This window comes from Streptomyces sp. SL06 (genome assembly GCF_058244745.1).
In genome coordinates this window covers 2083618-2104888 of record NZ_JBSYOT010000002.1, presented here as the reverse complement: position 1 = coordinate 2104888, position 21271 = coordinate 2083618, and the positions used below count along the sequence as shown (strand labels likewise).

General features: G+C 70.9%; 23 protein-coding genes and 2 riboswitches. Of the genes, 15 read left to right on the top strand and 8 right to left on the bottom strand.

Going from position 1 to position 21271, the window contains the following annotated elements; all coding sequences use genetic code 11:
• Positions 1-19: 19 nt before the first annotated feature.
• A complete protein-coding gene (locus tag AC4IHM_RS09400; RefSeq protein ID WP_490866611.1) occupies positions 20-631 on the top strand; it encodes an ADP-ribosyltransferase in 612 nt (203 codons plus the stop codon).
• A gap of 25 nt (positions 632-656) precedes the next feature.
• Here the strand turns inward: AC4IHM_RS09400 and AC4IHM_RS09395 are convergent, their stop codons facing one another.
• Complete coding sequence (locus AC4IHM_RS09395) at positions 657-1295, bottom strand: GNAT family N-acetyltransferase (protein WP_490866610.1); 639 nt, start codon at positions 1293-1295, stop codon at positions 657-659.
• Between the two features lie 132 nt (positions 1296-1427).
• Here AC4IHM_RS09395 and AC4IHM_RS09390 point away from each other — a divergent pair, with 132 nt between their 5' ends.
• Positions 1428-1640, top strand: coding sequence for an EF-hand domain-containing protein (locus AC4IHM_RS09390; RefSeq protein ID WP_490870793.1), 213 nt, complete (start codon positions 1428-1430; stop codon positions 1638-1640).
• Between the two features lie 57 nt (positions 1641-1697).
• On the opposite strand, the gene AC4IHM_RS09385 is transcribed toward AC4IHM_RS09390, so the two are convergent.
• From AC4IHM_RS09385 to gcvT, 5 genes are all read right to left on the bottom strand, one after another.
• On the bottom strand, positions 1698-2255 hold the full coding sequence (locus AC4IHM_RS09385) for a glycoside hydrolase family 25 protein (protein ID WP_490866609.1): 558 nt from the start codon (positions 2253-2255) through the stop codon (positions 1698-1700).
• A 141-nt stretch (positions 2256-2396) separates the two neighbouring features.
• Positions 2397-3764 carry an L-serine ammonia-lyase gene (locus AC4IHM_RS09380; RefSeq protein WP_490866608.1) on the bottom strand — a complete coding sequence of 456 codons (1368 nt, stop codon included), beginning with the start codon at positions 3762-3764 and terminating at the stop codon, positions 2397-2399.
• 98 nt (positions 3765-3862) lie between these two features.
• Positions 3863-5125, bottom strand: a complete 1263-nt coding sequence (gene glyA, locus AC4IHM_RS09375) for a serine hydroxymethyltransferase (RefSeq protein ID WP_490866607.1) — start codon at positions 5123-5125, stop codon at positions 3863-3865.
• A 15-nt stretch (positions 5126-5140) separates the two neighbouring features.
• Complete coding sequence (gene gcvH, locus AC4IHM_RS09370; protein ID WP_490866606.1) at positions 5141-5518, bottom strand: glycine cleavage system protein GcvH; 378 nt, start codon at positions 5516-5518, stop codon at positions 5141-5143.
• 122 nt (positions 5519-5640) lie between these two features.
• A complete protein-coding gene (gcvT, locus tag AC4IHM_RS09365; RefSeq protein ID WP_490866605.1) occupies positions 5641-6759 on the bottom strand; it encodes a glycine cleavage system aminomethyltransferase GcvT in 1119 nt (372 codons plus the stop codon).
• Positions 6760-6802: 43 nt separating this feature from the next.
• Positions 6803-6918, bottom strand: a riboswitch (glycine riboswitch).
• Positions 6919-7013, bottom strand: a riboswitch (glycine riboswitch).
• Positions 7014-7192: 179 nt separating this feature from the next.
• On the opposite strand from gcvT, the gene AC4IHM_RS09360 reads away from it, so the two are divergent.
• The 10 genes from AC4IHM_RS09360 (at position 7193) to AC4IHM_RS09315 (ending at position 17958) form a co-directional block, all read left to right on the top strand.
• Positions 7193-7861, top strand: a complete 669-nt coding sequence (locus AC4IHM_RS09360) for an AAA family ATPase (RefSeq protein WP_490866604.1) — start codon at positions 7193-7195, stop codon at positions 7859-7861.
• Between the two features lie 76 nt (positions 7862-7937).
• Positions 7938-8741, top strand: a complete 804-nt coding sequence (locus AC4IHM_RS09355) for an enhanced serine sensitivity protein SseB (RefSeq protein WP_490866603.1) — start codon at positions 7938-7940, stop codon at positions 8739-8741.
• A 118-nt stretch (positions 8742-8859) separates the two neighbouring features.
• Positions 8860-9657 carry an enhanced serine sensitivity protein SseB C-terminal domain-containing protein gene (locus tag AC4IHM_RS09350; RefSeq protein WP_490866602.1) on the top strand — a complete coding sequence of 266 codons (798 nt, stop codon included), beginning with the start codon at positions 8860-8862 and terminating at the stop codon, positions 9655-9657.
• 315 nt (positions 9658-9972) lie between these two features.
• Positions 9973-10980 carry an ABC transporter permease gene (locus tag AC4IHM_RS09345; RefSeq protein ID WP_490866601.1) on the top strand — a complete coding sequence of 336 codons (1008 nt, stop codon included), beginning with the start codon at positions 9973-9975 and terminating at the stop codon, positions 10978-10980.
• Between the two features lie 70 nt (positions 10981-11050).
• Complete coding sequence (locus AC4IHM_RS09340; RefSeq protein WP_490866600.1) at positions 11051-12850, top strand: ABC transporter substrate-binding protein; 1800 nt, start codon at positions 11051-11053, stop codon at positions 12848-12850.
• Between the two features lie 108 nt (positions 12851-12958).
• Entirely contained in the window at positions 12959-13957 is a 999-nt protein-coding gene (locus AC4IHM_RS09335) for an ABC transporter permease (protein ID WP_490866599.1), read from the top strand.
• Positions 13954-15051: an ABC transporter ATP-binding protein gene (locus AC4IHM_RS09330; RefSeq protein WP_490866598.1), complete on the top strand. Its 1098-nt coding sequence runs from the start codon at positions 13954-13956 to the stop codon at positions 15049-15051. The genes AC4IHM_RS09335 and AC4IHM_RS09330 overlap by 4 nt, the downstream gene beginning before the upstream one ends.
• A gap of 23 nt (positions 15052-15074) precedes the next feature.
• Complete coding sequence (locus tag AC4IHM_RS09325; RefSeq protein WP_490866597.1) at positions 15075-16274, top strand: ABC transporter ATP-binding protein; 1200 nt, start codon at positions 15075-15077, stop codon at positions 16272-16274.
• 71 nt (positions 16275-16345) lie between these two features.
• Positions 16346-17005 carry a trimeric intracellular cation channel family protein gene (locus AC4IHM_RS09320; protein ID WP_490866596.1) on the top strand — a complete coding sequence of 220 codons (660 nt, stop codon included), beginning with the start codon at positions 16346-16348 and terminating at the stop codon, positions 17003-17005.
• A 92-nt stretch (positions 17006-17097) separates the two neighbouring features.
• A complete protein-coding gene (locus AC4IHM_RS09315; protein WP_490866595.1) occupies positions 17098-17958 on the top strand; it encodes a thioesterase family protein in 861 nt (286 codons plus the stop codon).
• A gap of 15 nt (positions 17959-17973) precedes the next feature.
• Here AC4IHM_RS09315 and AC4IHM_RS09310 read toward each other — a convergent pair whose 3' ends face one another.
• On the bottom strand, positions 17974-18600 hold the full coding sequence (locus tag AC4IHM_RS09310; protein ID WP_490866594.1) for a TetR family transcriptional regulator: 627 nt from the start codon (positions 18598-18600) through the stop codon (positions 17974-17976).
• A gap of 115 nt (positions 18601-18715) precedes the next feature.
• On the opposite strand from AC4IHM_RS09310, the gene AC4IHM_RS09305 reads away from it, so the two are divergent.
• From AC4IHM_RS09305 to AC4IHM_RS09295, 3 genes are all read left to right on the top strand, one after another.
• A complete protein-coding gene (locus AC4IHM_RS09305) occupies positions 18716-18883 on the top strand; it encodes a hypothetical protein (RefSeq protein WP_490866593.1) in 168 nt (55 codons plus the stop codon).
• Positions 18884-18915: 32 nt separating this feature from the next.
• Entirely contained in the window at positions 18916-19200 is a 285-nt protein-coding gene (locus tag AC4IHM_RS09300; protein WP_490866592.1) for a DUF4190 domain-containing protein, read from the top strand.
• Positions 19201-19305: 105 nt separating this feature from the next.
• Positions 19306-20469 carry a cysteine desulfurase family protein gene (locus AC4IHM_RS09295; protein WP_490866591.1) on the top strand — a complete coding sequence of 388 codons (1164 nt, stop codon included), beginning with the start codon at positions 19306-19308 and terminating at the stop codon, positions 20467-20469.
• Between the two features lie 33 nt (positions 20470-20502).
• Here AC4IHM_RS09295 and AC4IHM_RS09290 read toward each other — a convergent pair whose 3' ends face one another.
• On the bottom strand, positions 20503-21237 hold the full coding sequence (locus AC4IHM_RS09290; RefSeq protein WP_490866590.1) for an N-acetylmuramoyl-L-alanine amidase: 735 nt from the start codon (positions 21235-21237) through the stop codon (positions 20503-20505).
• Between the last annotated feature and the right edge of the window lie 34 nt (positions 21238-21271).

Genomic DNA, 21271 nt, shown 5'->3' with positions numbered 1-21271 from the left:
CAGCCGGGATCGTACCCGCATGATCACCACTCGCCTGCGGCGTCGGGTCGCAGCAGCCGTCCTGTCGCTGTCCGCCGTCCTCGCCACCTCGGCCGCCACCGTCCCCGGCGCGGCGGCCCCGACGACGGTCCCCGCCAAGGCCGCCCCGGCCTGCCCCCTGTTCGACGACAAGGTCAGGGCCGCCGCCGACCGCGGTGTCGACGTCGACCGCATCACCCCCGAGCCGGTCTGGCGCACCACGTGCGGCACCCTCTACCGCAGCGACAGCCGGGGCCCGCAGACCATCTTCGAAGAGGGCTTCCACGCCAAGGACGTCCTGGACGGCCAGTACGACATCGAGAAGTACGTCCTGGTCAACCAGCCCTCGCCGTACGTCTCGACGACCTACGACCACGACCTGTACAAGACCTGGTACAAGTCCGGCTACAACTACTACGTCGACGCCCCGGGCGGCGTCGACGTCAACAAGACCATCGGCGACACCCACAAGTGGGCCGACCAGGTCGAGGTCGCCTTCCCCGGCGGCATCCAGCGGCAGTACATCATCGGCGTCTGCCCGGTCGACAAGCAGACCAAGACCGAGATCATGAGCGAGTGCGAGGGCAACCCGCACTACAAGCCCTGGCACTGAAACACCGTGACCCGGGGCGCCTGACTCAGGGCCGGAGGAACAGCGCCTCCGAGCCCACCGGCCGGTAGCCCGCCGCCTGGAACGCCCGCAGACTGCGGGCGTTCCCCGCGGACACCTGGGCCCACACCGGCTCGCCCCCGGCCAGTTGCCGCGCCGCCGTCACCAGCCGCCGCCCCAGCCCCCGGTGCCGTACCGGCTCCGCCACCTCGACGGCGACCTCCAGCCGACCCGCGACCCCGCGGCCCAGCACGAGCACCCCGCCGTCCGCCGCCCACACCCGCACCTGGTCGCGCCGCCGCCGGGCCGCGACCACCCGGGGATGCCCGGGGTCGGCGATCTCCGTCAGCCCCGCCTGCGGCCGCCCCGGCAGCGGGGCGCCGGTCAGCAGCACGTCGATGGTGTCGGTCACCCGCCCCGTGCGCTCCGCGAGCGCCGTCAGGAACCGGGCGTTCATCGTCGCGGCGAGGGCGTCGCAGTTGAGCGAGCCCAGGGTCGTGCGCACCCAGGCCTCGTCCTCGTCCGTGAAGACGACCGAGTGCGCCGTGAAGGCGATGACCCCCGCGTCCCGGGCACCGTGCTGGGGCACGACGGTCGTCCCGCCGTCCGCGGGCGGGAACGCACCCCGCGCCGCCGCGTCCAGAATGCCCCGCAGCCTCTCCGTCACGCGCGCCCCTCGCCTCTCGCCTCTCCACTGGAAGAGCCAGCCTCCCAGCCCCGACCGTCGCCGGGTGTCCGCGCGGGCGGATAATCTGACCTGCGACAGAAGGTTGTTGTGCACGAGACGAGGGGCGGACCGGTGGCGGACATCGAGGAAGCACGCAAGCAGTTCGACCGGATCGACACCGACGGTGACGGATTCATCACCGCGGCCGAGTTCAAGACGGCGCTGGCCCAGGGCGGCGACTGGAACGTCACCGAGTCGGTGGCCGAGGCGATCATCGCCGGCCGCGACCTCGACGGCGACAAGCAGCTGTCGTTCGACGAGTTCTGGGCACACCTGGACAAGTAGCGCCATGGGGGAGTGAAGAGGGCCGGGCACCGAGGCTCCGGCGGAGGCGTCCCCGGATCAGGCGGCGTCGGCCCACTTCTTCAGAGCGGCCTTGCTTGCGAAGTCCGCGACGTTGGTGTCGACCGGGTTGTCGGTGTACTGGTGGAAGCGCCACGTGGCCTGGATGCGCGGCTTGCCCGCCGTCACATAGTCGGCGATCCAGAGACCGTCACCGGCGTACGAGGTCGTATCGATGTTGAGCCAGAAGTTCCGGTTGCAGTAGAGGACGACCCGGTTGTCCGGCCGCAGTTCCCTCAGCTTCCGGATGAAGCTGTCCTTCTCGGCGTTGCTCGCGTGGGTGCCCCCGCCCGTCGTCTCCCAGTCGACGGCGAGGATGTCGCCCTTCTTCTCGGGCGCCTTGGAGAGGAAGTACTCGGCCTGGGCGGTGAGGTTGCCCGGCCACAGGAAGTGGTAGAAGCCGACGACGAGTCCGGCGTCGCGGGCCCGCTTGGTCTGGGCCGCGAGCTTCGGGTTGACGTACGTACGGCCCTCCGTCGCCTTGACGAAGACGAAGGAGAGGCCGGCCGTGGCGTAGGTGGCGGACTGGTAGGCGCTGACGTCGATGCCGCGCAGCATGGGGCCTCCCTGATGGCCTGTGGGGGGACGGGAGTTGGTTATTCCCCCACCATGGCATGGCCGATCCTCACCGGAAGCGGAAACTCCGAGTTCGCTTCCAAGGGCCGCTCGCACGGCGCGCACGACCGGCGCGCGGGGCGCTCAGCACTCGATGATGTTCACCGCCAGCCCGCCCCGCGCCGTCTCCTTGTACTTGACCGACATGTCCGCGCCGGTCTCCTTCATGGTCTTGATGACCTTGTCGAGGGACACCTTGTGGGACCCGTCGCCGCGCATCGCCATCCGGGCCGCGGTGACCGCCTTGACCGCGGCCATGCCGTTGCGCTCGATGCACGGGATCTGGACCAGGCCGCCGACCGGGTCGCAGGTCAGACCGAGGTTGTGCTCCATGCCGATCTCCGCGGCGTTCTCCACCTGCTCCGGCGTGCCGCCCAGCACCTCGGCGAGCGCGCCCGCCGCCATGGAGCAGGCGGAGCCCACCTCGCCCTGGCAGCCGACCTCGGCGCCCGAGATGGAGGCGTTCTCCTTGAAGAGCATGCCGATGGCGCCGGCCGCGAGGAGGAAGCGGACCACGCCCTCCTCGTCGGCGCCGGGCACGAAGTTCATGTAGTAGTGCAGGACGGCCGGGATGATGCCCGCCGCGCCGTTCGTCGGGGCCGTGACCACCCGGCCGCCGGCCGCGTTCTCCTCGTTCACCGCCATCGCGTAGAGCGTGATCCACTCCATGGCCAGGGCCTTCGGGTCGCCCTCGGAGCGCAGTTTGCGCGCGGTGTTCGCGGCGCGCCGACGCACCTTCAGGCCGCCCGGCAGGATGCCCTCGCGGGACATGCCGCGCTCCACACAGGCCCGCATCACGCCCCAGATCTCCAGCAGGCCCTCGCGGATTCGGGCCTCCTCGCGCCAGGCCCGTTCGTTCTCCAGCATCAGGGCGGAGATGGACAGGCCCGTCTCCCGGGCCAGGCGCAGCAGTTCGTCGCCGGTGCGGAAGGGGTACTTCAGCACCGTGTCGTCGAGCACGATGCGGTCCGCGCCCACCGCCTCCTCGTCCACGACGAAGCCGCCGCCGACCGAGTAGTACGTCTTCGTCCGCACCTGCGCGCCCGTCGCGTCGTACGCCCGCAGCGTCATGCCGTTGGCGTGGTACGGGAGCGCCTCGCGGCGGTGCAGGACCATGTCGTCGTCGTAGGAGAAGGCGATCTCGTGCTCGCCCAGGAGGCTGATGCGGCCCGAGGACCTGATCGCCCCGACCCGGTCGTCGGCCTTCTCCACGTCCACCGTGCGCGGCGAGTCGCCCTCCAGGCCGAGCAGCACCGCCTTGGGCGTGCCGTGCCCGTGGCCCGTGGCGGCGAGAGAGCCGTACAGCTCGGCGCGGACCGAGGCCACGGAGTCCAGCAGCTCCTCGTTGCGCAGGCGGTGGGCGAACATGCGGGCCGCGCGCATCGGGCCGACCGTGTGGGAACTCGACGGGCCGATGCCGATCGAGAACAGGTCGAAGACCGAGATGGCCACGGGGACTCCTCACAACGGGGTGGTGCAGAGGGTGGTGCTTCGGGCGGGGCGCCGTGTTCCGCTTGTGGCGGGCACGGCGCCCCCGAACGCCTCGGGCGCTACTTGTCCAGACCCGGGTACAGCGGGTGCTTGTCGGCCAGGGCCTTCACCCGGGCGCTGAGCGACGGCGCGTCGTAGGACGGCTTGAGCGCCTGCGCGATCACGTCCGCGACCTCGGCGAAGTCCTCGGCCGTGAAGCCGCGGGTCGCCAGGGCGGGCGTACCGATGCGCAGACCGGACGTCACCATCGGCGGACGCGGGTCGTTCGGGACGGCGTTGCGGTTGACCGTGATGCCGACCTCGTGGAGGCGGTCCTCGGCCTGCTGCCCGTCCAGTTCGCACGCGCGCAGGTCGACCAGGACCAGGTGGACGTCGGTGCCGCCGGTCAGGACCGAGACGCCCGCCGCCTTCGCGTCGTCGCGCACCAGGCGCTCGGCCAGGATGCGCGCGCCCTCCAGCGTACGGCGCTGGCGGTCCTTGAACTCCTCGCTCGCGGCGACCTTGAAGGAGACGGCCTTCGCGGCCACCACATGCTCCAGCGGGCCGCCCTGCTGACCGGGGAAGACAGCCGAGTTGATCTTCTTCGCCAAGGCGGCGGTGGACAGGATCACACCGCCGCGCGGACCGCCCAGCGTCTTGTGCGTGGTGGTGGTCACGACGTGGGCGTGCGGAACCGGGTTCGGGTGCAGGCCCGCCGCGACCAGACCGGCGAAGTGCGCCATGTCGACCATCAGATAGGCGCCGACCTCGTCCGCGACCTCGCGGAACGCGGCGAAGTCCAGTTGCCGCGGGTAGGCCGACCAGCCGGCCACGATCAGCTTCGGCCTGCTCTCCTTGGCGAGGCGCTCCACCTCGGCCATGTCGATCCGGCCGTCCTCGCCGACGTGGTACGGGACGACATTGTAGAGCTTGCCGGAGAAGTTGATCTTCATGCCGTGGGTCAGGTGCCCGCCGTGGGCGAGGTTCAGACCCATGATCGTGTCGCCCGGTTCGAGCAGCGCGAACATCGCGGCGGCGTTGGCCTGGGCGCCGGAGTGCGGCTGCACGTTGGCGTGCTCGGCGCCGAAGAGCGCCTTCACCCGGTCGACGGCGATCCGCTCGACCACGTCGACGTGCTCGCAGCCGCCGTAGTAGCGGCGGCCGGGGTAGCCCTCGGCGTACTTGTTGGTCAGGACCGAGCCCTGGGCCTCCATGACCGCGACCGGAGCGAAGTTCTCCGAGGCGATCATCTCGAGGGTGGACTGCTGGCGGTCCAGCTCGGCGTCGACGGCGGCGGCGATGTCGGGGTCGAGTTCGTGCAGGGGCGTGTTCAGAAGCGACATGCGGTGGGTGACTCCTCAGCCGGCGGTGAAGGCGGTGTACTCGTCGGCGGAGAGCAGGTCGGCCGGCTCGTCCGTGACACGTACCCGGAACAGCCAGCCGCCCTCGAAGGGCGCGGAGTTCACCAGCGACGGGTCGTTGACGACGTCCTCGTTGACCTCGGTGACCTCGCCGGAGACCGGGGAGTACAGGTCGGAGACCGACTTGGTCGACTCCAGTTCGCCGCAGGTCTCGCCCGCGGACACCGAGGCGCCGACCTCGGGGAGCTGGACGAACACAACGTCACCGAGCGCGTTGGCCGCGTGCTCCGTGATGCCGACCGTCGAGGTGCCGTCCTCGGCGGCCGACAGCCACTCGTGCTCCTTGCTGTAGCGCAGCTGCTGGGGATTGCTCATGGCCTGAATTCTCCTGTACGCGGCGGAGTGCTGATGAAGGCTGATCAAGGGGGTACTGCTGAAACCGCTGGTGAGCGGCGAGAACACGCGCGGGGCGGCGAGGGTGCCCCGACGCCCAGTGTCTACTTCTGGCGCTTGTAGAACGGCAGCGCCACGACCTCGTACGGCTCGTGGCTGCCCCGGATGTCCACGCCGACCCCCGGCGTGCCCGGTGCCGCGTGCGCGGGGTCGACGTACGCCATGGCGATCGGCCTGCCGAGCGTCGGGGACGGCGCGCCGGAGGTGACCTCGCCGACGGCCTCGCCGCCGGCGACGACCGGGTACCCGGCGCGCGGGACCCGGCGGCCCTCGGCGACCAGGCCGACCAGGACCCGGGGCGGCGTGGCGGCGGCGCGCCCGGCGGCCTCGGCCAGTGCCGCGCGGCCGACGAAGTCGCCCTCCTTCTCGAACTTCACCACCCGGCCGAGCCCGGCGTCGAAGGGCGTCAGGGCGGTCGTCAGCTCGTGCCCGTACAGCGGCATGCCCGCCTCCAGGCGGAGCGTGTCCCGGCAGGACAGACCGCACGGGACCAGGCCGACGCCCTCGCCCGCCCCGGTCAGCGCCTCCCACAGCGCGACGGCGTGCTCCGGACCCACGAACAGCTCGAAGCCGTCCTCGCCGGTGTAGCCGGTGCGCGCGATCAGCGCCGGCACACCGGCCACGGTGCCGGGCAGGCCCGCGTAGTACTTCAGGCCGTCCAGGTCGGCGTCGGTGAGGCTCTTGAGGATGCCGGGGGACTCGGGACCCTGCACGGCGAGCAGCGCGTAGGCGTCGCGGTCGTCGCGGACCTCGGCGTCGAAGCCGGCCGCCTGCCCGGTCAGCGCGTCCAGCACGACCTGGGCGTTGGAGGCGTTGGCCACCACCAGGTACTCGCTCTCGCCGAGCCGGTAGACGATCAGGTCGTCCAGGATGCCGCCGTCCTCGCGGCAGATCATGGTGTAGCGGGCCCGGCCCGGCCGCACGGCGCCGATGTTGCCGACCAGCGCGTGGTCGAGGAGGGCCGCGGCCTGCGGACCGGTGACGGTGATCTCGCCCATGTGCGAGAGGTCGAAGAGACCGGCCCGGGAGCGCACGGCGAGATGCTCGTCGCGCTCGGAGCCGTAGCGCAGGGGCATGTCCCAGCCGGCGAAGTCGGTCATGGTCGCGCCCAGCGCGCGATGCGTGGCATCCAGCGCGGTACGGCGGCGTTCGGTACTGCTCATCGGTCGGTCGTCTCCCAGGGCAGGACGGCACGGGCGAGGTCGGTCCTCCCCATCTGTCATCGGAACCTGAGAGGTTCGCCATGACCGCCGCGGCACGGCGGTCAGGACTTGCACCTTGGGTGGGACCGCCGTCGGGGGCGGTCCGCTTTTCAGATGTGCCTCGCCCGCGCGGTAACGGTGCCTGAGAGATTCAAGGGAGGGACTTGCTCCTTCGGCGCCCCGGCGAAGGCCGGGGACTCTCCCGCGCGGATTCAAACGGCCGGTATGCAGTTGGCGCCGCCATCATCGCACGCCCGGCCCGGTCCTGGGCAGGGCCGCACTTGTGACCGGCTTGTGGCAGCAAGTGAACGAAACCGGGAGACCCGCGCATTACCTTCTCTTTACACTCGACGGAGGCGGGAGCCCGAACCGCCCCAGGGGGAGGACGATCACGGTGAACAGCACCACGGCGTACGCCACGGCATTGGGCCCGGCCCTGCCCGAGCAGCCCGCCGCCCCGGCCCGCGCGGTCCGCGCGGAACCGACCGCACCCGTCGTCCGCGACCTGCGGGACCGCGACGGCCGCAGCCCGCACGCCCTGCTCTTCGGCCCCCGGGACCTGGTGGTGATCACCGGGCTGCCCGGCAGCGGCAAGTCCACCCTGATGGCCCGCACCGTGCGCGGCCCCCGGGTCGACTCCCAGGACACCCGCGACCGCTGGGACCGCGGCACGCCGCGCTTAGTGCCGTACGCGCTCTACCGGCCCCTCGTCCGCCTCTCCCACTACGCCGGACTGCGCCGCGCGCTGCGCTCCGGCGGGGGCGTCGTCGTGCACGACTGCGGCACCCAGGCCTGGGTGCGCGGCTGGCTGGCCCGCGCAGCACGCCGCCGGGGCGGCGCCCTGCACCTGCTGCTGCTCAACGTCGGCGCCGGCGAGGCCCTGGCCGGCCAGCGCGAGCGCGGGCGGGCCGTCTCGCGCTACGCCTTCCTGCGGCACCGCGCGGCCAACTCCCGCCTGCTGCGCGCGATCACCGCCGGCATCCTGCCCGCGGGCTGCGCCTCGGCGGTCCTCCTGGACCGGGCGGCGGCGGACACCCTGGTCCGGATCGCGTTCACGGGGTGACGGACGGTGGGCCCTCGGACCGGACGCGTTAGCCTTTTCAGCCACAGCAGCGGTACCAGGCACAGGCGGTAGGCAGATGGACTTCCCAGGGGACCTCCCGGCGGACTTCTCCGCCGGATTCCCGGCACAGACGCACCCCCACCCGCACGGCGGTTGGCCCGGCAACGAGCTGGAGGAGGTGCTGTCCGCCTCGCTCGGCGTGCCCGGCGCGGGCGGCCGGATCGTGGAGGTGCTCGGCCGCAGCTTCGTATGGGTGCCGCTGCCGAACGGCGGCGGGCCGCGCAGCGGCCCCCTCGACCTGCCCTCGCTGGAGATCGACGGCCAGGCCTATGTGCCGGTCTTCAGCTCCGAGGAGCAGTTCCGCCAGGTCGTCGGGGCGCAGATGGCGTACACCGTCGCCCCCGCCGTGGAGTTCGCCCGCGGGCTGCCGCCGCAGCTCGGCATCGCCGTGAACCCGGACGGCGTGGTCGGCATCCCGCTGCCGCCGCCGGCCGTGGCCGAGCTGTGCCGGGCCGGCCGCACCCCGCTGGACGGGGCCGCGGCCGGCGGCCGGGTCCGCCTCTTCGAGCCGGACTGGCAGGAAGACCCGGTGGACTTCCTGGCCGCGGCCGGCGCCGAGTTCGCCGCCGTCGGCGTCGTGCGCAGCGCCCGGCGCTGCCTTGCCGCCGTCGAGACCGCCGACCCGGTCCTGTTCGTCGGCGTCGAACTCTCCCACTGGGAGGGCGACGCCCGCGCCCTGCCCCTGGACGCCCTGGGCCGGGCCCTGACCAGGGTGCCCCTGAAGTGGCAGGTCAACCTGGTCCTCCTGGAGGCGGCCCAGGACCCGGTCTGCGACTGGATGCGGGAGAAGGTCCGGCCCTTCTACGACCGGGAGTTGTGAGGGCCGGCCGGGCGGGCGCACACGCGGGACGACAGCGCGCCCCGAGCGCATGGGCGCCCCCTGTTCGCGGAGCCTTAAGCTGGTCCCATATCCGGGACTTCTCGAAGGGGCGATACACGTGAGCGCCAGCGGCACCACGACCGGGCAGGTCGAGCACATGCTGCGCCAGGTGACCCCCGGGCGCTACGACGCCTACGAGGCCCTGCTCCGCGCGCTCGCGACCCCCACCTCCGGCCAGGTCTGGATGCTCCTGTGGCACGGCCAGGCCGGCGCCCCGGACGCCCAGTACGGGAACATGGAGGTGGAGGGCTTCGGTTACGCGCCCTGTGTCACCTCCGCCCAGGAGCTGTCGGCCAGCGGCTGGAACCGTTCGTACGAGGTGGTCGACGGACTGGAGGTGGCCCGCGCCCTGTACCCGGACCACTTCGGCCTCTGGCTCAACCCGCACGCACCCGGCGGCGGCGTCGGCATCCCCTGGCTGGACCTGCGCCGCATCGCCTCCGGCCTGGACCGCCAGCCCGCCGGGCCGCTGCGGCTGTCCGAACCGGCCATCGAGATCCCTCAGTTCTACGCCCTGCTCACGCAGAACGCCCACCGCACCCCGGCGGTCCGCGCGCTGCGCCGCGCCTGGGTGCAGCCGGCGCTGGGGGCGCCGTACCTCGCCATCGGTCTCGATGTGTACGACACCTCCCCGCCGGCCGTCGACGCGGTGCGCGCGATGATGCAGCAGTCCGTCGGCGCGGTGCCGGACGGGCTGCCGGTGTCGACGGTCGCGATGACCGACGCCCATGACCCGGTCGCCATGTGGCTGCGCGCCCAGACCCGGCCCTTCTACGACCGCGAGGCGCACGCCGCCGCCCCCGCCCAGGCTCCGGCGGGCGGGTACGGATACCCTCCGGCGGGGAGCCGGTACTGACCGTCGCGGGTTCCGAGCTGTGGGTGAAGGGCGACATCTTCGCGCGTAGATCGAAGCGTAACGCCCCATTCTGTTCCTGATGTCCTAACTCGTACGTGTCCGACCCCCGTTACCCACTGTCCGGATAACGGAACACCTCAAACAGCATCACGGTTGCGCATCCATTCCCCGTCAACTCTGGCTACTGATCGCCAAAGCGTTGAAGACTCCCGCAACAAGGGGTGGGAGTTCGCCCCTGTGTACGACGGACTGAACCACGCCGCTACAGCGGCAAGTGCGGGCCGGCTACCGCCGGTTGAGAGGGGTCCCTGCCAGATGACGGCACCATTGCACGAGCCGACCGCGGAAGCGGCCCCGAGTGCGGCCGAGGAAGCGGCGGTTGCCGGCGCCGAGGCCAAGGCAGTACAGGGGCGTTCCCTGGGCCGGATCGCCTGGGAGCGCCTGAAACGGGACAAGCTGGCCCTCGCGGGCGGCGCCGTGGTGCTCCTCCTCATCGTGATCGCGCTGCTCGCGCCCGTGATCTCGAATCTCGTCGGGCAGGACCCCGAGACGCACCACGAGGACCTGATCGACCCCCTCTTCGGCACCCCCACGGGATCCATGGGCGGCATCAGCGGCGACCACCTGCTGGGAGTCGAGCCCGTCAACGGCCGCGACATCTTCGCCCGCATCGTCTACGGCGCCCGGATCTCGCTGCTCGTCGGCTTCCTGTCCGCGATCGTCGCCGTCGTGATCGGCACCGTCCTGGGAGTCCTGGCCGGCTTCTTCGGCGGTTGGGTCGACTCGCTCATCAGCCGGGTCATGGACGGCCTGCTGGCCTTCCCGCAGCTGCTCTTCATCATCGCGCTCGTCTCCGTCATGCCGAACGAGATGCTGGGACTGTCCGGCACAGGTGTGCGCCTGTTCGTGATGATCCTGGTCATCGGCTTCTTCGGCTGGCCCTACATCGGACGCGTCGTGCGCGGCCAGACCCTCTCGATGCGTGAACGGGAGTACGTGGAGGCGGCCCGCTCCCTCGGTGCCGGGCGGTTCTACATCCTGTTCAAGGAACTGCTGCCCAACCTGGTCGCGCCGATCATCGTCTACACGACGATGATGATCCCCACCAACATCCTCACCGAAGCGGCACTGAGCTTCCTGGGCGTGGGCGTCAAGCCGCCCACCGCATCCTGGGGGCAGATGCTCTCGAGCGCGATCGACTACTACAAGTCGGATCCCACGTACATGGTGATCCCTGGCGTGGCGATCTTCATCACCGTGCTCGCCTTCAATCTTTTCGGCGACGGCGTACGCGACGCGCTGGACCCGAAGGGCTCCCGCTGAACTGCCGTACCGCAAAGCTACCCGTGGCACCTGCACGGGGTCTCTCATCTAATCCGGAGGATCCGAGATCGTGACTACCCAACGCACCTCAGGGCGGCGCAAGCAGGCCGTGGCCGCTGCCGCAGTGGTCGCTGCGCTGCTGACCACGGCGGCGTGCGGCGGCGGCGACGACGACAGCAGTGGCGGGGGATCGAAGAACGGCGCTGCCGGCTTCGACGCTGCAAACAACAAGATCGCCCAGGCCGACCAGGCCAAGAAGGGCGGCGAGCTGAAGTTCGCCAGCGCGCAGGACGCCGACTCGTGGGACACCACGCGCGGCTACTACGGCTTCATGTGGAACTTCTCCCGCTACTACAGCCGCCAGCTCGTCACGAACGCCACGGAGCCCGGCAGTGACGGCGCCGGTGTGACCCCGGACCTCGCCTCGGGGCTCGGCAAGGTCTCCGACGACGGCAAGACCTACACGTACACCCTGCGTGACGGCGTCACCTGGGAGGACGGGCAGCCGATCACGTCCAAGGACGTCAAGTACGGCATCGAGCGCGTCTGGGCGCAGGACGTGCTGTCCGGCGGCCCGACGTACCTCAAGGAGGTGCTCGATCCGAAGGACGAGTACCCGGGTCCGTACAAGGACAAGGCCAAGGACAAGCTCGGTCTGAAGGCCATCGAGACGCCGGACGACAAGACCGTCGTCTTCAAGCTCCCGCAGGCCAACTCGGACTTCGAGGAGATGCTGGCGCTCACCTCCGCGTCCCCGATCCGCCAGGACAAGGACACCAAGTCCAAGTACGGTCTGCACCCGTTCTCCTCGGGCCCGTACAAGTTCGAGTCCTACAACCCGGGCAAGGACCTGACCCTGGTCCGCAACACCGAGTGGAAGCAGGACTCGGACCCGGTCCGCAAGGCGTACCCGGACAAGATCTCCATCAAGTTCTTCACCAACGCCAACGAGCTGGACGCCCGGCTCATCTCCGGTGACTACGACCTGGACCTGGCCCAGACCGGCCTGTCCCCGCAGGGCCGCAGCACCGCTCTCAAGGAGCACAAGGAGAACCTGGACAACCCGGTCTCCGGCTACATCCGCTACGCCGTCTTCCCGCAGAGCGTGAAGCCGTTCGACAACATCCACTGCCGCAAGGCCGTGCTGTACGGGGCCGACCACGTCTCGCTGCAGACCGCGCGCGGTGGCCCGGTCGCGGGTGGCGACATCGGCACCAACATGCTGCCGCCGGCCGTCCCCGGCTCGGAGCTGCAGAAGTACGACCCCTACGAGATGGCCGGGGCCAACAAGAACGGCAACGTCGAGAAGGCCAAGGAAGAGCTGAAGGCCTGCGGTCAGCCGAACGGCTTCAGCACCACCATCGCGGTCCGGAACAACAAGCCGGTCGAGGTGGCCACCGCCGAGTCGCTCCAGGCGTCGCTGAAGAAGATCGGCATCAAGGTCGACATCGACCAGTACGACGGCTCGCAGACCGCCGGCATCATCGGCAGCCCCGCGAACGTCGTCAAGAAGAACTACGGCATCATCATCATGGGCTGGGGCCCGGACTTCCCGTCCGTCCAGGGATACGGTCTGCCCCTGTGGAACAGCAACTACATCCTCGACAGCGGTAACAACAACTACGCGCTGATCAAGGACAAGTCGATCGACGGCCTGTTCAACGACTACGTCACCACGCTCGACGACGACGGCAAGGCCGACATCGCCAAGCAGATCAACCACAAGGTGATGGAGGGCGGCTACTACCTGCCCTTCGTCTTCGAGAAGTTCATCAACTGGCGCTCGAACCGACTGGCGAACGTGTACACCACCGACGGCTACAGCGGTATGTACGACTTCGTCAACCTCGGCCTGAAGTCCGCGAAGTAACCGGAACACCCGCCGTACGGCACGAAAGGCAGGTGAAGGCCGGCGCGGCGTGACCGCGGGCCACCGGACGACCTCCGGTGGCCCGCGGTCCGCAGCGGGCCGTTAGCTGTGCTCGCTTACCTCATCAGGCGGCTGTTCGCCGCCGTAGTGATGCTCGTGGTCATCATCCTGGTGGTCTTCGGCATCTTCTTCCTCGTCCCGAAGTGGGCGGGCGTCGACATCGCCACGAGCTTCGTGGGCAAGCAGGCGGACCCCGCGGCGGTCGAGGGGGTGCGGCAGAAGCTGGGTCTGGCTGACCCGATCTTCGTCCAGGCCTGGGAGTTCTTCAAGGGGATCTTCGTCGGCCGCACCTACTCCGGCGGCGGCGACGTCACCCAGTGCTCCGCGCCGTGCTTCGGCTACTCCTTCCGCAGCGAGCAGGCCGTCTGGCCGGTGCTGACCGAGCGTTTCCCGGTGACCCTGGCTCTCGCGCTCGGTGCGGCCGTCCTGTGGCTGCTGTTCGGCCTCGCCGCCGGTGTGCTCTCCGCCCTCAAGCGGGGCACCCTGTGGGACCGCGGCGCGATGGTCGTCGCGCTGGCGGGCGTCTCCCTCCCCATCTACTTCACCGGCCTGCTCAGCCTGGCGATCTTCTCGCACGGCCTGGGCTGGATCAACGCGGAGTTCGTGCCCCTGGAGGACAGCTTCACCGGCTGGCTCGGCGGCATGATCCTGCCCTGGATCACCCTGGCCTTCCTGTACGCCGCGATGTACGCCCGGATCACCCGGGCGACGATGCTGGAGATCCTCGGCGAGGACTACATCCGCACCGCGCGCGCCAAGGGCCTGCGCGAGCAGGTCGTCATCCGCAAGCACGCCATGCGCTCGACGCTGACGCCCCTGCTCACCATGCTCGGCATGGACCTCGGCGCCCTGATGGGCGGCGCTATCCTGACCGAGACCACGTTCAGCCTTCCCGGCCTCGGCCAGAAGGTGCTCGACGCGATCAGGAACCAGGACCTCCCCTTCATCCTGGGCGTCGTCCTGATCACTTCTCTCGCGGTGCTCATCGCCAACCTCGTGGTGGACATCCTGTACGCCGTGATCGACCCCCGAGTGAGGCTCGCATGACCGACCTCAGCAGGAGCGGAGCCGTGGTGGGCGAGTCCTTCGCCGCCCCGCTCACGCCCAAGGCATTCCTGGAAGTACGCGACCTGAAGGTGCACTTCCCGACCGACGACGGCCTGGTCAAGTCCGTCGACGGGCTCAGCTTCCAGCTGGAGAAGGGCAAGACCCTCGGCATCGTGGGCGAGTCCGGCTCCGGCAAGTCGGTGACCAGCCTCGGCATCATGGGCCTGCACACCGCCGGCCAGTACGGCAAGCGCAAGGCGCAGATCTCCGGCGAGATCTGGCTGGACGGCACCGAGCTGCTCTCCGCCGACCCCGACCACGTGCGCAAGCTGCGCGGCCGGCAGATGGCGATGATCTTCCAGGACCCGTTGTCCGCGCTGCACCCGTACTACACGATCGGCCAGCAGATCGTGGAGGCGTACCGCATCCACCACAACGTGTCCAAGAAGACCGCCAGGCGGCGGGCCGTGGAGATGCTCGACCGCGTCGGCATCCCGCAGCCGGACAAGCGGGTGGACAGCTACCCGCACGAGTTCTCCGGCGGTATGCGCCAGCGCGCGATGATCGCGATGTCGCTGGTCAACAACCCCGAGCTGCTGATCGCGGACGAGCCGACGACCGCCCTGGACGTCACCGTCCAGGCGCAGATCCTCGACCTGATCCGCGACCTGCAGAAGGAGTTCGGCTCCGCGGTCATCGTCATCACCCACGACCTGGGTGTCGTCGCCGAACTGGCCGACGACCTCCTGGTGATGTACGGCGGCCGGTGCGTCGAGCGGGGACCGGCGGAGAAGGTGTTCTACGAGCCCCGGCACCCCTACACCTGGGGCCTGCTCGGCTCGATGCCGCGGCTCGACCGCGACCAGCAGGAACGCCTCATCCCGGTCAAGGGCTCCCCGCCCTCCCTCATCAACCTCCCGTCCGGCTGCGCCTTCAACCCGCGCTGCCCGTACGCCGACGTGCCCAAGGACGACATCACCCGCAGGGTCCGCCCCGAGCTGTCCCAGGTCGGCAGCAACCACTGGGCCGCCTGCCACATGTCGCAGGAGCAGCGGGAGCGTATCTGGACCGAAGAGATTGCGCCGAAGCTGTGAGTGACAAGGCCAAGGACAAAGCGGTGACCATCCCCGCACAGAGCGGTGCCACCCTCACCCGGGACGCCGCACCCGGCGAGACCCTGCTGAAGGTGACCGGGCTCCAGAAGCACTTCCCGATCAAGAAGGGCCTGCTCCAGCGCCAGGTCGGCGCGGTCCGCGCCGTCGACGGCCTCGACTTCGAGGTCCGGGCCGGCGAGACCCTCGGTGTCGTGGGCGAGTCGGGCTGCGGCAAGTCGACCATGGGCCGGCTGATCACCCGGCTGCTCGAACCGACCGCGGGCAAGGTCGAGTTCCAGGGCAAGGACATCACCCACCTCGGGGTCGGCGGGATGCGCCCGCTGCGCCGCGATGTGCAGATGATCTTCCAGGACCCGTACTCCTCGCTGAACCCGCGCCACACCATCGGCACGATCGTCAGCGCCCCCTTCAAGCTCCAGGGCGTCGAGCCCGAGGGCGGGGTGAAGAAGGAGGTGCAGCGGCTGCTGTCGGTGGTCGGTCTCAGCCCCGAGCACTACAACCGCTACCCGCACGAGTTCTCCGGCGGTCAGCGCCAGCGCATCGGCATCGCCCGCGCGCTCGCGCTCAACCCCAAGCTGGTCGTGGCCGACGAGCCGGTCTCCGCGCTCGACGTGTCGATCCAGGCCCAGGTCGTCAACCTGCTCGACGACCTCCAGAGCGAGCTGGGCCTCACGTACGTGATCATCGCGCACGACCTGTCGGTCGTCCGGCACGTCTCGGACCGGATCGCGGTGATGTACCTCGGCAAGATCATGGAGCTGGCCGACCGCGACCGGCTCTACAAGTCGCCGATGCACCCGTACACCAAGGCCCTGCTGTCCGCGGTGCCGATCCCGGACCCGTCGCGCAAGTCGACCAAGAGCGAGCGCATCCTGCTCAAGGGCGACGTGCCCTCGCCGATCGCCCCGCCGAGCGGCTGCCGCTTCCACACCCGGTGCTGGAAGGCGACGCAGATCTGCACGACCACCGAGCCGCCGCTCAAGGAGCTGGTGCCCGGTCAGCAGGTGGCCTGCCACCACCCGGAGAACTTCCAGGACCAGGCCCCGCAGGACGTCGTCCTGCTCTCCGCCGCCAAGGAGGCCGCGGAGCTGGTGTCGGAGGAGGCGCTGGCCGAGTCGGCCGCGACCTCGGCCGCGGTCGCCGCCGAGGTCGCGGCGGTCGCCCAGGCCGCCGACGAGGAGCCTCCCGCCAAGGGGATGTGATTCTTGCCCCAACACCGGGCCCCCGCCTTTGTTTGTAAGGCGGGGGCTCGTTGCTGGGTGAGAATGGAAGAGTGTACGAGCAATTCTTCAGCCCCACCGTCCAGCACACCCTCGACCTGGCCGGCATCTTCGTCTTCGCCATCTCCGGCGCGCTGCTGGCCGTACGCAAGAACTTCGACGTGTTCGGCATCGCCGTCCTCGCCGAGGTCACCGCGCTGGGCGGCGGGCTGTTCCGGGACCTGGTCATCGGCGCCGTGCCGCCCGCGGCCTTCACGGACCTGGGGTACTTCGTCACGCCGCTGCTCGCCGCCCTGCTGGTGTTCTTCCTCCACCCCCATGTGGAGCGCCTCCAGGCCGGCGTGAACATCTTCGACGCGGCCGGGCTCGGCCTGTTCTGCGTCGCCGGCACGACCAAGGCCCACGATCACGGCCTCGGTCTGACCGCCTCCGCCTGTCTGGGCCTGGCTACCGCGGTGGGCGGCGGCGTGCTGCGCGACGTGCTCGCCAACGAGGTGCCCTCGCTGCTGCGCTGGGACCGCGACCTGTACGCCGTCCCGGCGATCGTCGGCTCCGCGATGGTCGCCCTGTGCCTGCGCTACGCGGCCCTCACCCCGTTCACCAGCGGTCTCGCGGTCGTCACGGCCTTCACCCTGCGCCTGCTCGCCCTGCGCTTCCACTGGCGGGCGCCGCGCGCCTGGAACCGGCGGTCCACGGTGGCGGAAGGGGAGTGAGGGGGAGCGAGGGGGAGCGAGGGGTCCGTCCCGCGTCCTTCGGACCACAGGGAAAGCTACCGCTTAGTATTTTCCTGTTGTACCGTGCGGTCATGCCAGAAGCAGCCTTCGCGCCGGCCCCGCGGGCCACCATCGGCGACAGCGAGTTCGACCGGGACACCGCCGTCACCCGGCGCGCCCCCGGCATCTACGACATCGGCCTCTCCGCCGGCTGGACGATCTTCGACGCCGTCAACGGCGGCTATCTGCTGGCCGTCCTGGGCCGCGCCCTCGGTGACGCCCTCCCGCACCCCGACCCGTTCACCGTCTCGGCCCACTACCTCACCGCCTCCCGGCCGGGACCGGCGGTCGTGCGCACCGAGGCCGTCCGCACGGGCCGCACCCTCGCCACCGGCCAGGCCTCCCTCTTCCAGTACGACGACGAGGGCGACGAGGTCGAGCGCATCCGCGTCCTCGCCTCCTACGGCGACCTCGCCACGCTCCCGGACGACGTGCGCACCTCGGCCAGGCCGCCCGCGATCCCGCCGGTGGACCAGTGCCTCGGCCCGCAGGACGGTCCCTCCCCCCTCGGCGGCGGCTCGGCCATCACCGACCGGCTGAACCTCAAGCTGGACCCCGCCACGCTGGGCTGGGCGCTCGGGCAGCCCTCGGGCAAGGGGGAGATGCGGGCCTGGTTCGCACTCGCCGACGGCCGCGACGCCGACCCGCTCTCGGTGCTCCTCGCGGTGGACGCGCTGCCCCCGACCGCCTTCGAGCTGGGGCTGAAGGGCTGGGTGCCGACGGTCGAGCTGACCGTGCACGTGCGCTGCCGCCCGGCACCAGGGCCGCTGCGCGTCGCCGTCACCACCCGCAACCTCGCCGGCGGCTTCCTGGAGGAGGACGCCGAGGTCTGGGACAGCGCCGACCGCCTGGTCGCCCAGTCCCGCCAACTGGCCCGCGTACGGCTCCCCTGACCCGCCCGCGGCCCGTCAGCCCAGCCAGTGCCGGCGGCCGACGCTGATCAGCCGCAGTTGCCGGGCCGCGGTCGCGGCGGCACGCCGGCGCTCCTCCTCCGAGGCCTCCTGCGTCTCCAGGAACAGGGAGGCCGCGTTCAGCATCTGGTCCACATAGAGGCCCGCGAGCATCCTCAGATCGGCCTCGCTCCAGCCCACCGACGCGCTGTCGTCGGCCAGCTCGGCCTTCACCTCCTCGGCGAACCGGGCCAGTTGCTCCCGGATGGCCTCCCGCACCGGCTTCACCCCGCCGTGCCGCTCGCGGGCGACGAAGCGGACGTGGGCGGGGTGCGCGGCCACATGCCCGGCGATCAACTCGACGGCGCGGGCAATGCGTTCGTCGCTGTCCTCGACCGGTGAGACCGTGCTCCCGATCATCGGGTGCAGGCTGCCCATCGCCTCCTCCACCAGTGCCACGCCGAGGTCCGCCGTGGAGTGGAAGTGCCGGTAGAAGGCGGTCGGGGCGACTCCCACGGCACGGGTGACCTCGCGCAGTCCCAGGCTGCTCAGGCTCTGCTCCTCCAGCAGCCCGAGCGCCGCGTCCAGGAGCGCCTGCCGGGTCCTGCGCTTCTGGGCCTGCCGAACGCCGGGAGTGTGACTCATGCCATGCAGTTAACAACTGTTCTCTGGAATTGAAAAGCCGTGGGGCGCGCTAGACTGGGAAGTCAGTGAACAAATGTACTCGCAATGGTTCACCGAAGGTTGGGGGATCCGCTCCATGCTGTTTCTCGTCGCCGCACTTCTGCTCCTCGGCGTGGTGCTGGGCACCGTCGCCCACGCGCCGCTCACCTTCTCCGTCGCCGCCGCCCTGGTCATCGCCGTCTGGCTCGGCGTCTTCGCGGTCCGCGAGCGGCACGGCCGCCGCCGGAGCACCTCCGCCCACTGACGCACGGACCGTCGCACAGCAGGGAGAACCTCGTGCAGCTCACCGCACCGGCCACCCGCTCCACCCGCACCGCCCGCCCGACCGGCATCCGGGACACCGACGGCATGGCCGTCGCCTCCTTCGTCCTCGGCCTGCTCGGGCTGCTCGTCCTCAACGTCTTCCTGGGCCCGATCGCCATCGCCCTGGCGGGCATCGCCCTGTGGCGCGGCACCACCCGGCGGGGCCGGGCCCTCCTCGGCCTCGGCCTCGGCGTCGCCGACCTGCTGGTCCTGGTGGTGTTCATGGCCGCGGACAACACGATGTCGTGGAGTCTGTGAGACGGCCCGACGACCGTGCCGCCGCACGCCCGGGGCCCACCGTTCGGGGCCAACCCCGAACCGAGGCCGGGCGCGGGCGGGGCGCCCCGTAGAATCGGCCCCACCATGGCTTACCTCGACCACGCCGCGACCACCCCGATGCTTCCCGAGGCGGTCGAGGCACTCACCGCGCACCTGAGCGTCACCGGCAACGCCTCCTCCCTCCACGCGTCGGGCCGCCGCGCGCGGCGCACCGTCGAGGAGGCCCGCGAGACCCTCGCCGAGGCGCTCGGCGCCCGCCCCAGCGAGGTGGTCCTCACCTCCGGCGGCACCGAGGCCGACAACCTCGCCGTCAAGGGCCTGTACTGGGCCCGCCGCGACGCCGACCCGGCCCGTACCCGGGTCCTGGCCAGCCCCGTCGAGCACCACGCCGTCCTCGACGCCGTCCACTGGCTCGGCGAGCACGAGGGCGCGAGCGTCGAGTACCTCGCGGTCGACGCCCACGGCCGGGTCCACCCCGAGACGCTGCGCGAGGCCGTCGCCCGCAATCCCGACGACGTGGCCCTCGCCACCGTCATGTGGGCCAACAACGAGATCGGCACCATCATGCCGGTCCGTGAACTCGCCGACGTGGCCGCCGAGTTCGGCGTACCACTGCACGCGGACGCGGTCCAGGCGGTCGGCCAGCTCCCGGTCGACTTCGCCGCCTCCGGACTCGCCGCGATGACCGTTTCCAGCCACAAGATCGGCGGACCCTACGGCATCGGCGCGCTGCTCCTGGGCCGCGAGTACACCCCGGTGCCCGTCCTGCACGGCGGCGGCCAGGAACGGCACGTCCGCTCCGGCACCCTCGACGTGCCCGCCGTCGCCTCCTTCGCCGTCGCCGGCCTCCTCGCCGTCGAGCGGCGCGAGTGGTTCGCCCGCGAGATCGGCGCCCTGCGCGACGACCTGGTCGACGCGGTCCGCACGGCGGTCCCGGACGCCGTCCTCGGCGGCGACCCCGCGCACCGGCTCCCCGCCAACGCGCACTTCACCTTCCCCGGCTGCGAGGGCGACTCCCTGCTCCTCCTGCTCGACGCCCAGGGCATCGAGTGCTCCACCGGCTCCGCCTGCACCGCGGGTGTCGCCCAGCCCAGCCATGTCCTGCTGGCCACCGGCACCGATCCCGACCTGGCCCGCGGCACCCTGCGCTTCTCCCTCGGCCACACCTCCACACAGGCCGACGTCGAGGCGCTGGCCAAGGCCGTCGGACCGGCGGTGGAACGGGCACGGGCGGCGGGGCTGACCTAGAGCGCGGTCCCTGGACGGGCGGAGCGGCACTTCCTAGACGCCGGACTGCGAGGGGCCGCTCGACGGGGCGCTCGTGGCCGCCCGGCGGACCAGCTTCATGTACCGGTCCCAGTCCCAGTGCGGCCCGGGATCGGTGTGGTCCGTGCCCGGCACCTCCACGTGGCCGATGATGTGCTCGCGGTCCAGGGGTATCTCGTACCGTGCGCATATCCCCGCCGTCAGTCGCGCGGAGGCGGTGTACATCCTGTCGGTGAAGTCCCGGGGGCGGTCCACGAAGCCCTCGTGCTCTATGCCGACACTTCGTTCGTTGTAGCCGCGGTTGCCCGCGTGGTACGCCACGTCCAGCTCGCGGATCATCTGGGCGACGTGCCCGTCCTGCCCGACGATGTAGTGCGCGGCCGCCTTGTGCCCGGGGTTCTGGAAGGCCTTCACGGCGCTGTCGAAGCTGCCCTGTGTGACATGGACGATCACCATGTCGATGCGGTAGTCGTCCGGCCGGTCGGCCCGCCGCCAGTTCGCGCCCGACGCCGCCACCCAGCGGGCGCCCGAGTAGTCCACGGCGCCCTCCTCGCGGGGCCGCTCGACTCCCGGTGCGCGCCACCACAGGCGGGACAGCTCGTCGCGCGCGAGCACGGCGGAGCCGACGGCCGCCGCCGTACCGCCGACGATCAGCGTCCGCCGGCCGATACGCCGGTCCGCGTCCTTGGGTCCGCCCGTGGACTTGGGCCCGCCCGTGGAGCCGCCCGTGGATTCCTGCTCAGCTCCCATGCGATCTCCAACGCATACTCGCGCGTTCCGGTTC

Excerpts from the sequence above, each read along its gene's own strand:
- glyA (WP_490866607.1), bottom strand. The coding sequence starts at position 5,125 with ATGTCGCTTCTGAACACGCCCCTGCACGAACTCGACCCCGACATCGCC.
- gcvT (WP_490866605.1), bottom strand. The coding sequence starts at position 6,759 with ATGAGCAGTACCGAACGCCGCCGTACCGCGCTGGATGCCACGCATCGC.
- AC4IHM_RS09385 (WP_490866609.1), bottom strand. The coding sequence starts at position 2,255 with ATGCTGCGCGGCATCGACGTCAGCGCCTACCAGTCCGCCACCTACGCC.
- AC4IHM_RS09290 (WP_490866590.1), bottom strand. The coding sequence starts at position 21,237 with ATGGGAGCTGAGCAGGAATCCACGGGCGGCTCCACGGGCGGGCCCAAG.
- AC4IHM_RS09400 (WP_490866611.1), top strand. The coding sequence starts at position 20 with ATGATCACCACTCGCCTGCGGCGTCGGGTCGCAGCAGCCGTCCTGTCG.
- AC4IHM_RS09315 (WP_490866595.1), top strand. The coding sequence starts at position 17,098 with ATGCCAGAAGCAGCCTTCGCGCCGGCCCCGCGGGCCACCATCGGCGAC.
- AC4IHM_RS09355 (WP_490866603.1), top strand. The coding sequence starts at position 7,938 with ATGGACTTCCCAGGGGACCTCCCGGCGGACTTCTCCGCCGGATTCCCG.
- AC4IHM_RS09345 (WP_490866601.1), top strand. The coding sequence starts at position 9,973 with ATGACGGCACCATTGCACGAGCCGACCGCGGAAGCGGCCCCGAGTGCG.
- AC4IHM_RS09305 (WP_490866593.1), top strand. The coding sequence starts at position 18,716 with ATGCTGTTTCTCGTCGCCGCACTTCTGCTCCTCGGCGTGGTGCTGGGC.
- AC4IHM_RS09330 (WP_490866598.1), top strand. The coding sequence starts at position 13,954 with ATGACCGACCTCAGCAGGAGCGGAGCCGTGGTGGGCGAGTCCTTCGCC.
- AC4IHM_RS09295 (WP_490866591.1), top strand. The coding sequence starts at position 19,306 with ATGGCTTACCTCGACCACGCCGCGACCACCCCGATGCTTCCCGAGGCG.
- gcvH (WP_490866606.1), bottom strand. The coding sequence starts at position 5,518 with ATGAGCAATCCCCAGCAGCTGCGCTACAGCAAGGAGCACGAGTGGCTG.
- AC4IHM_RS09310 (WP_490866594.1), bottom strand. The coding sequence starts at position 18,600 with ATGAGTCACACTCCCGGCGTTCGGCAGGCCCAGAAGCGCAGGACCCGG.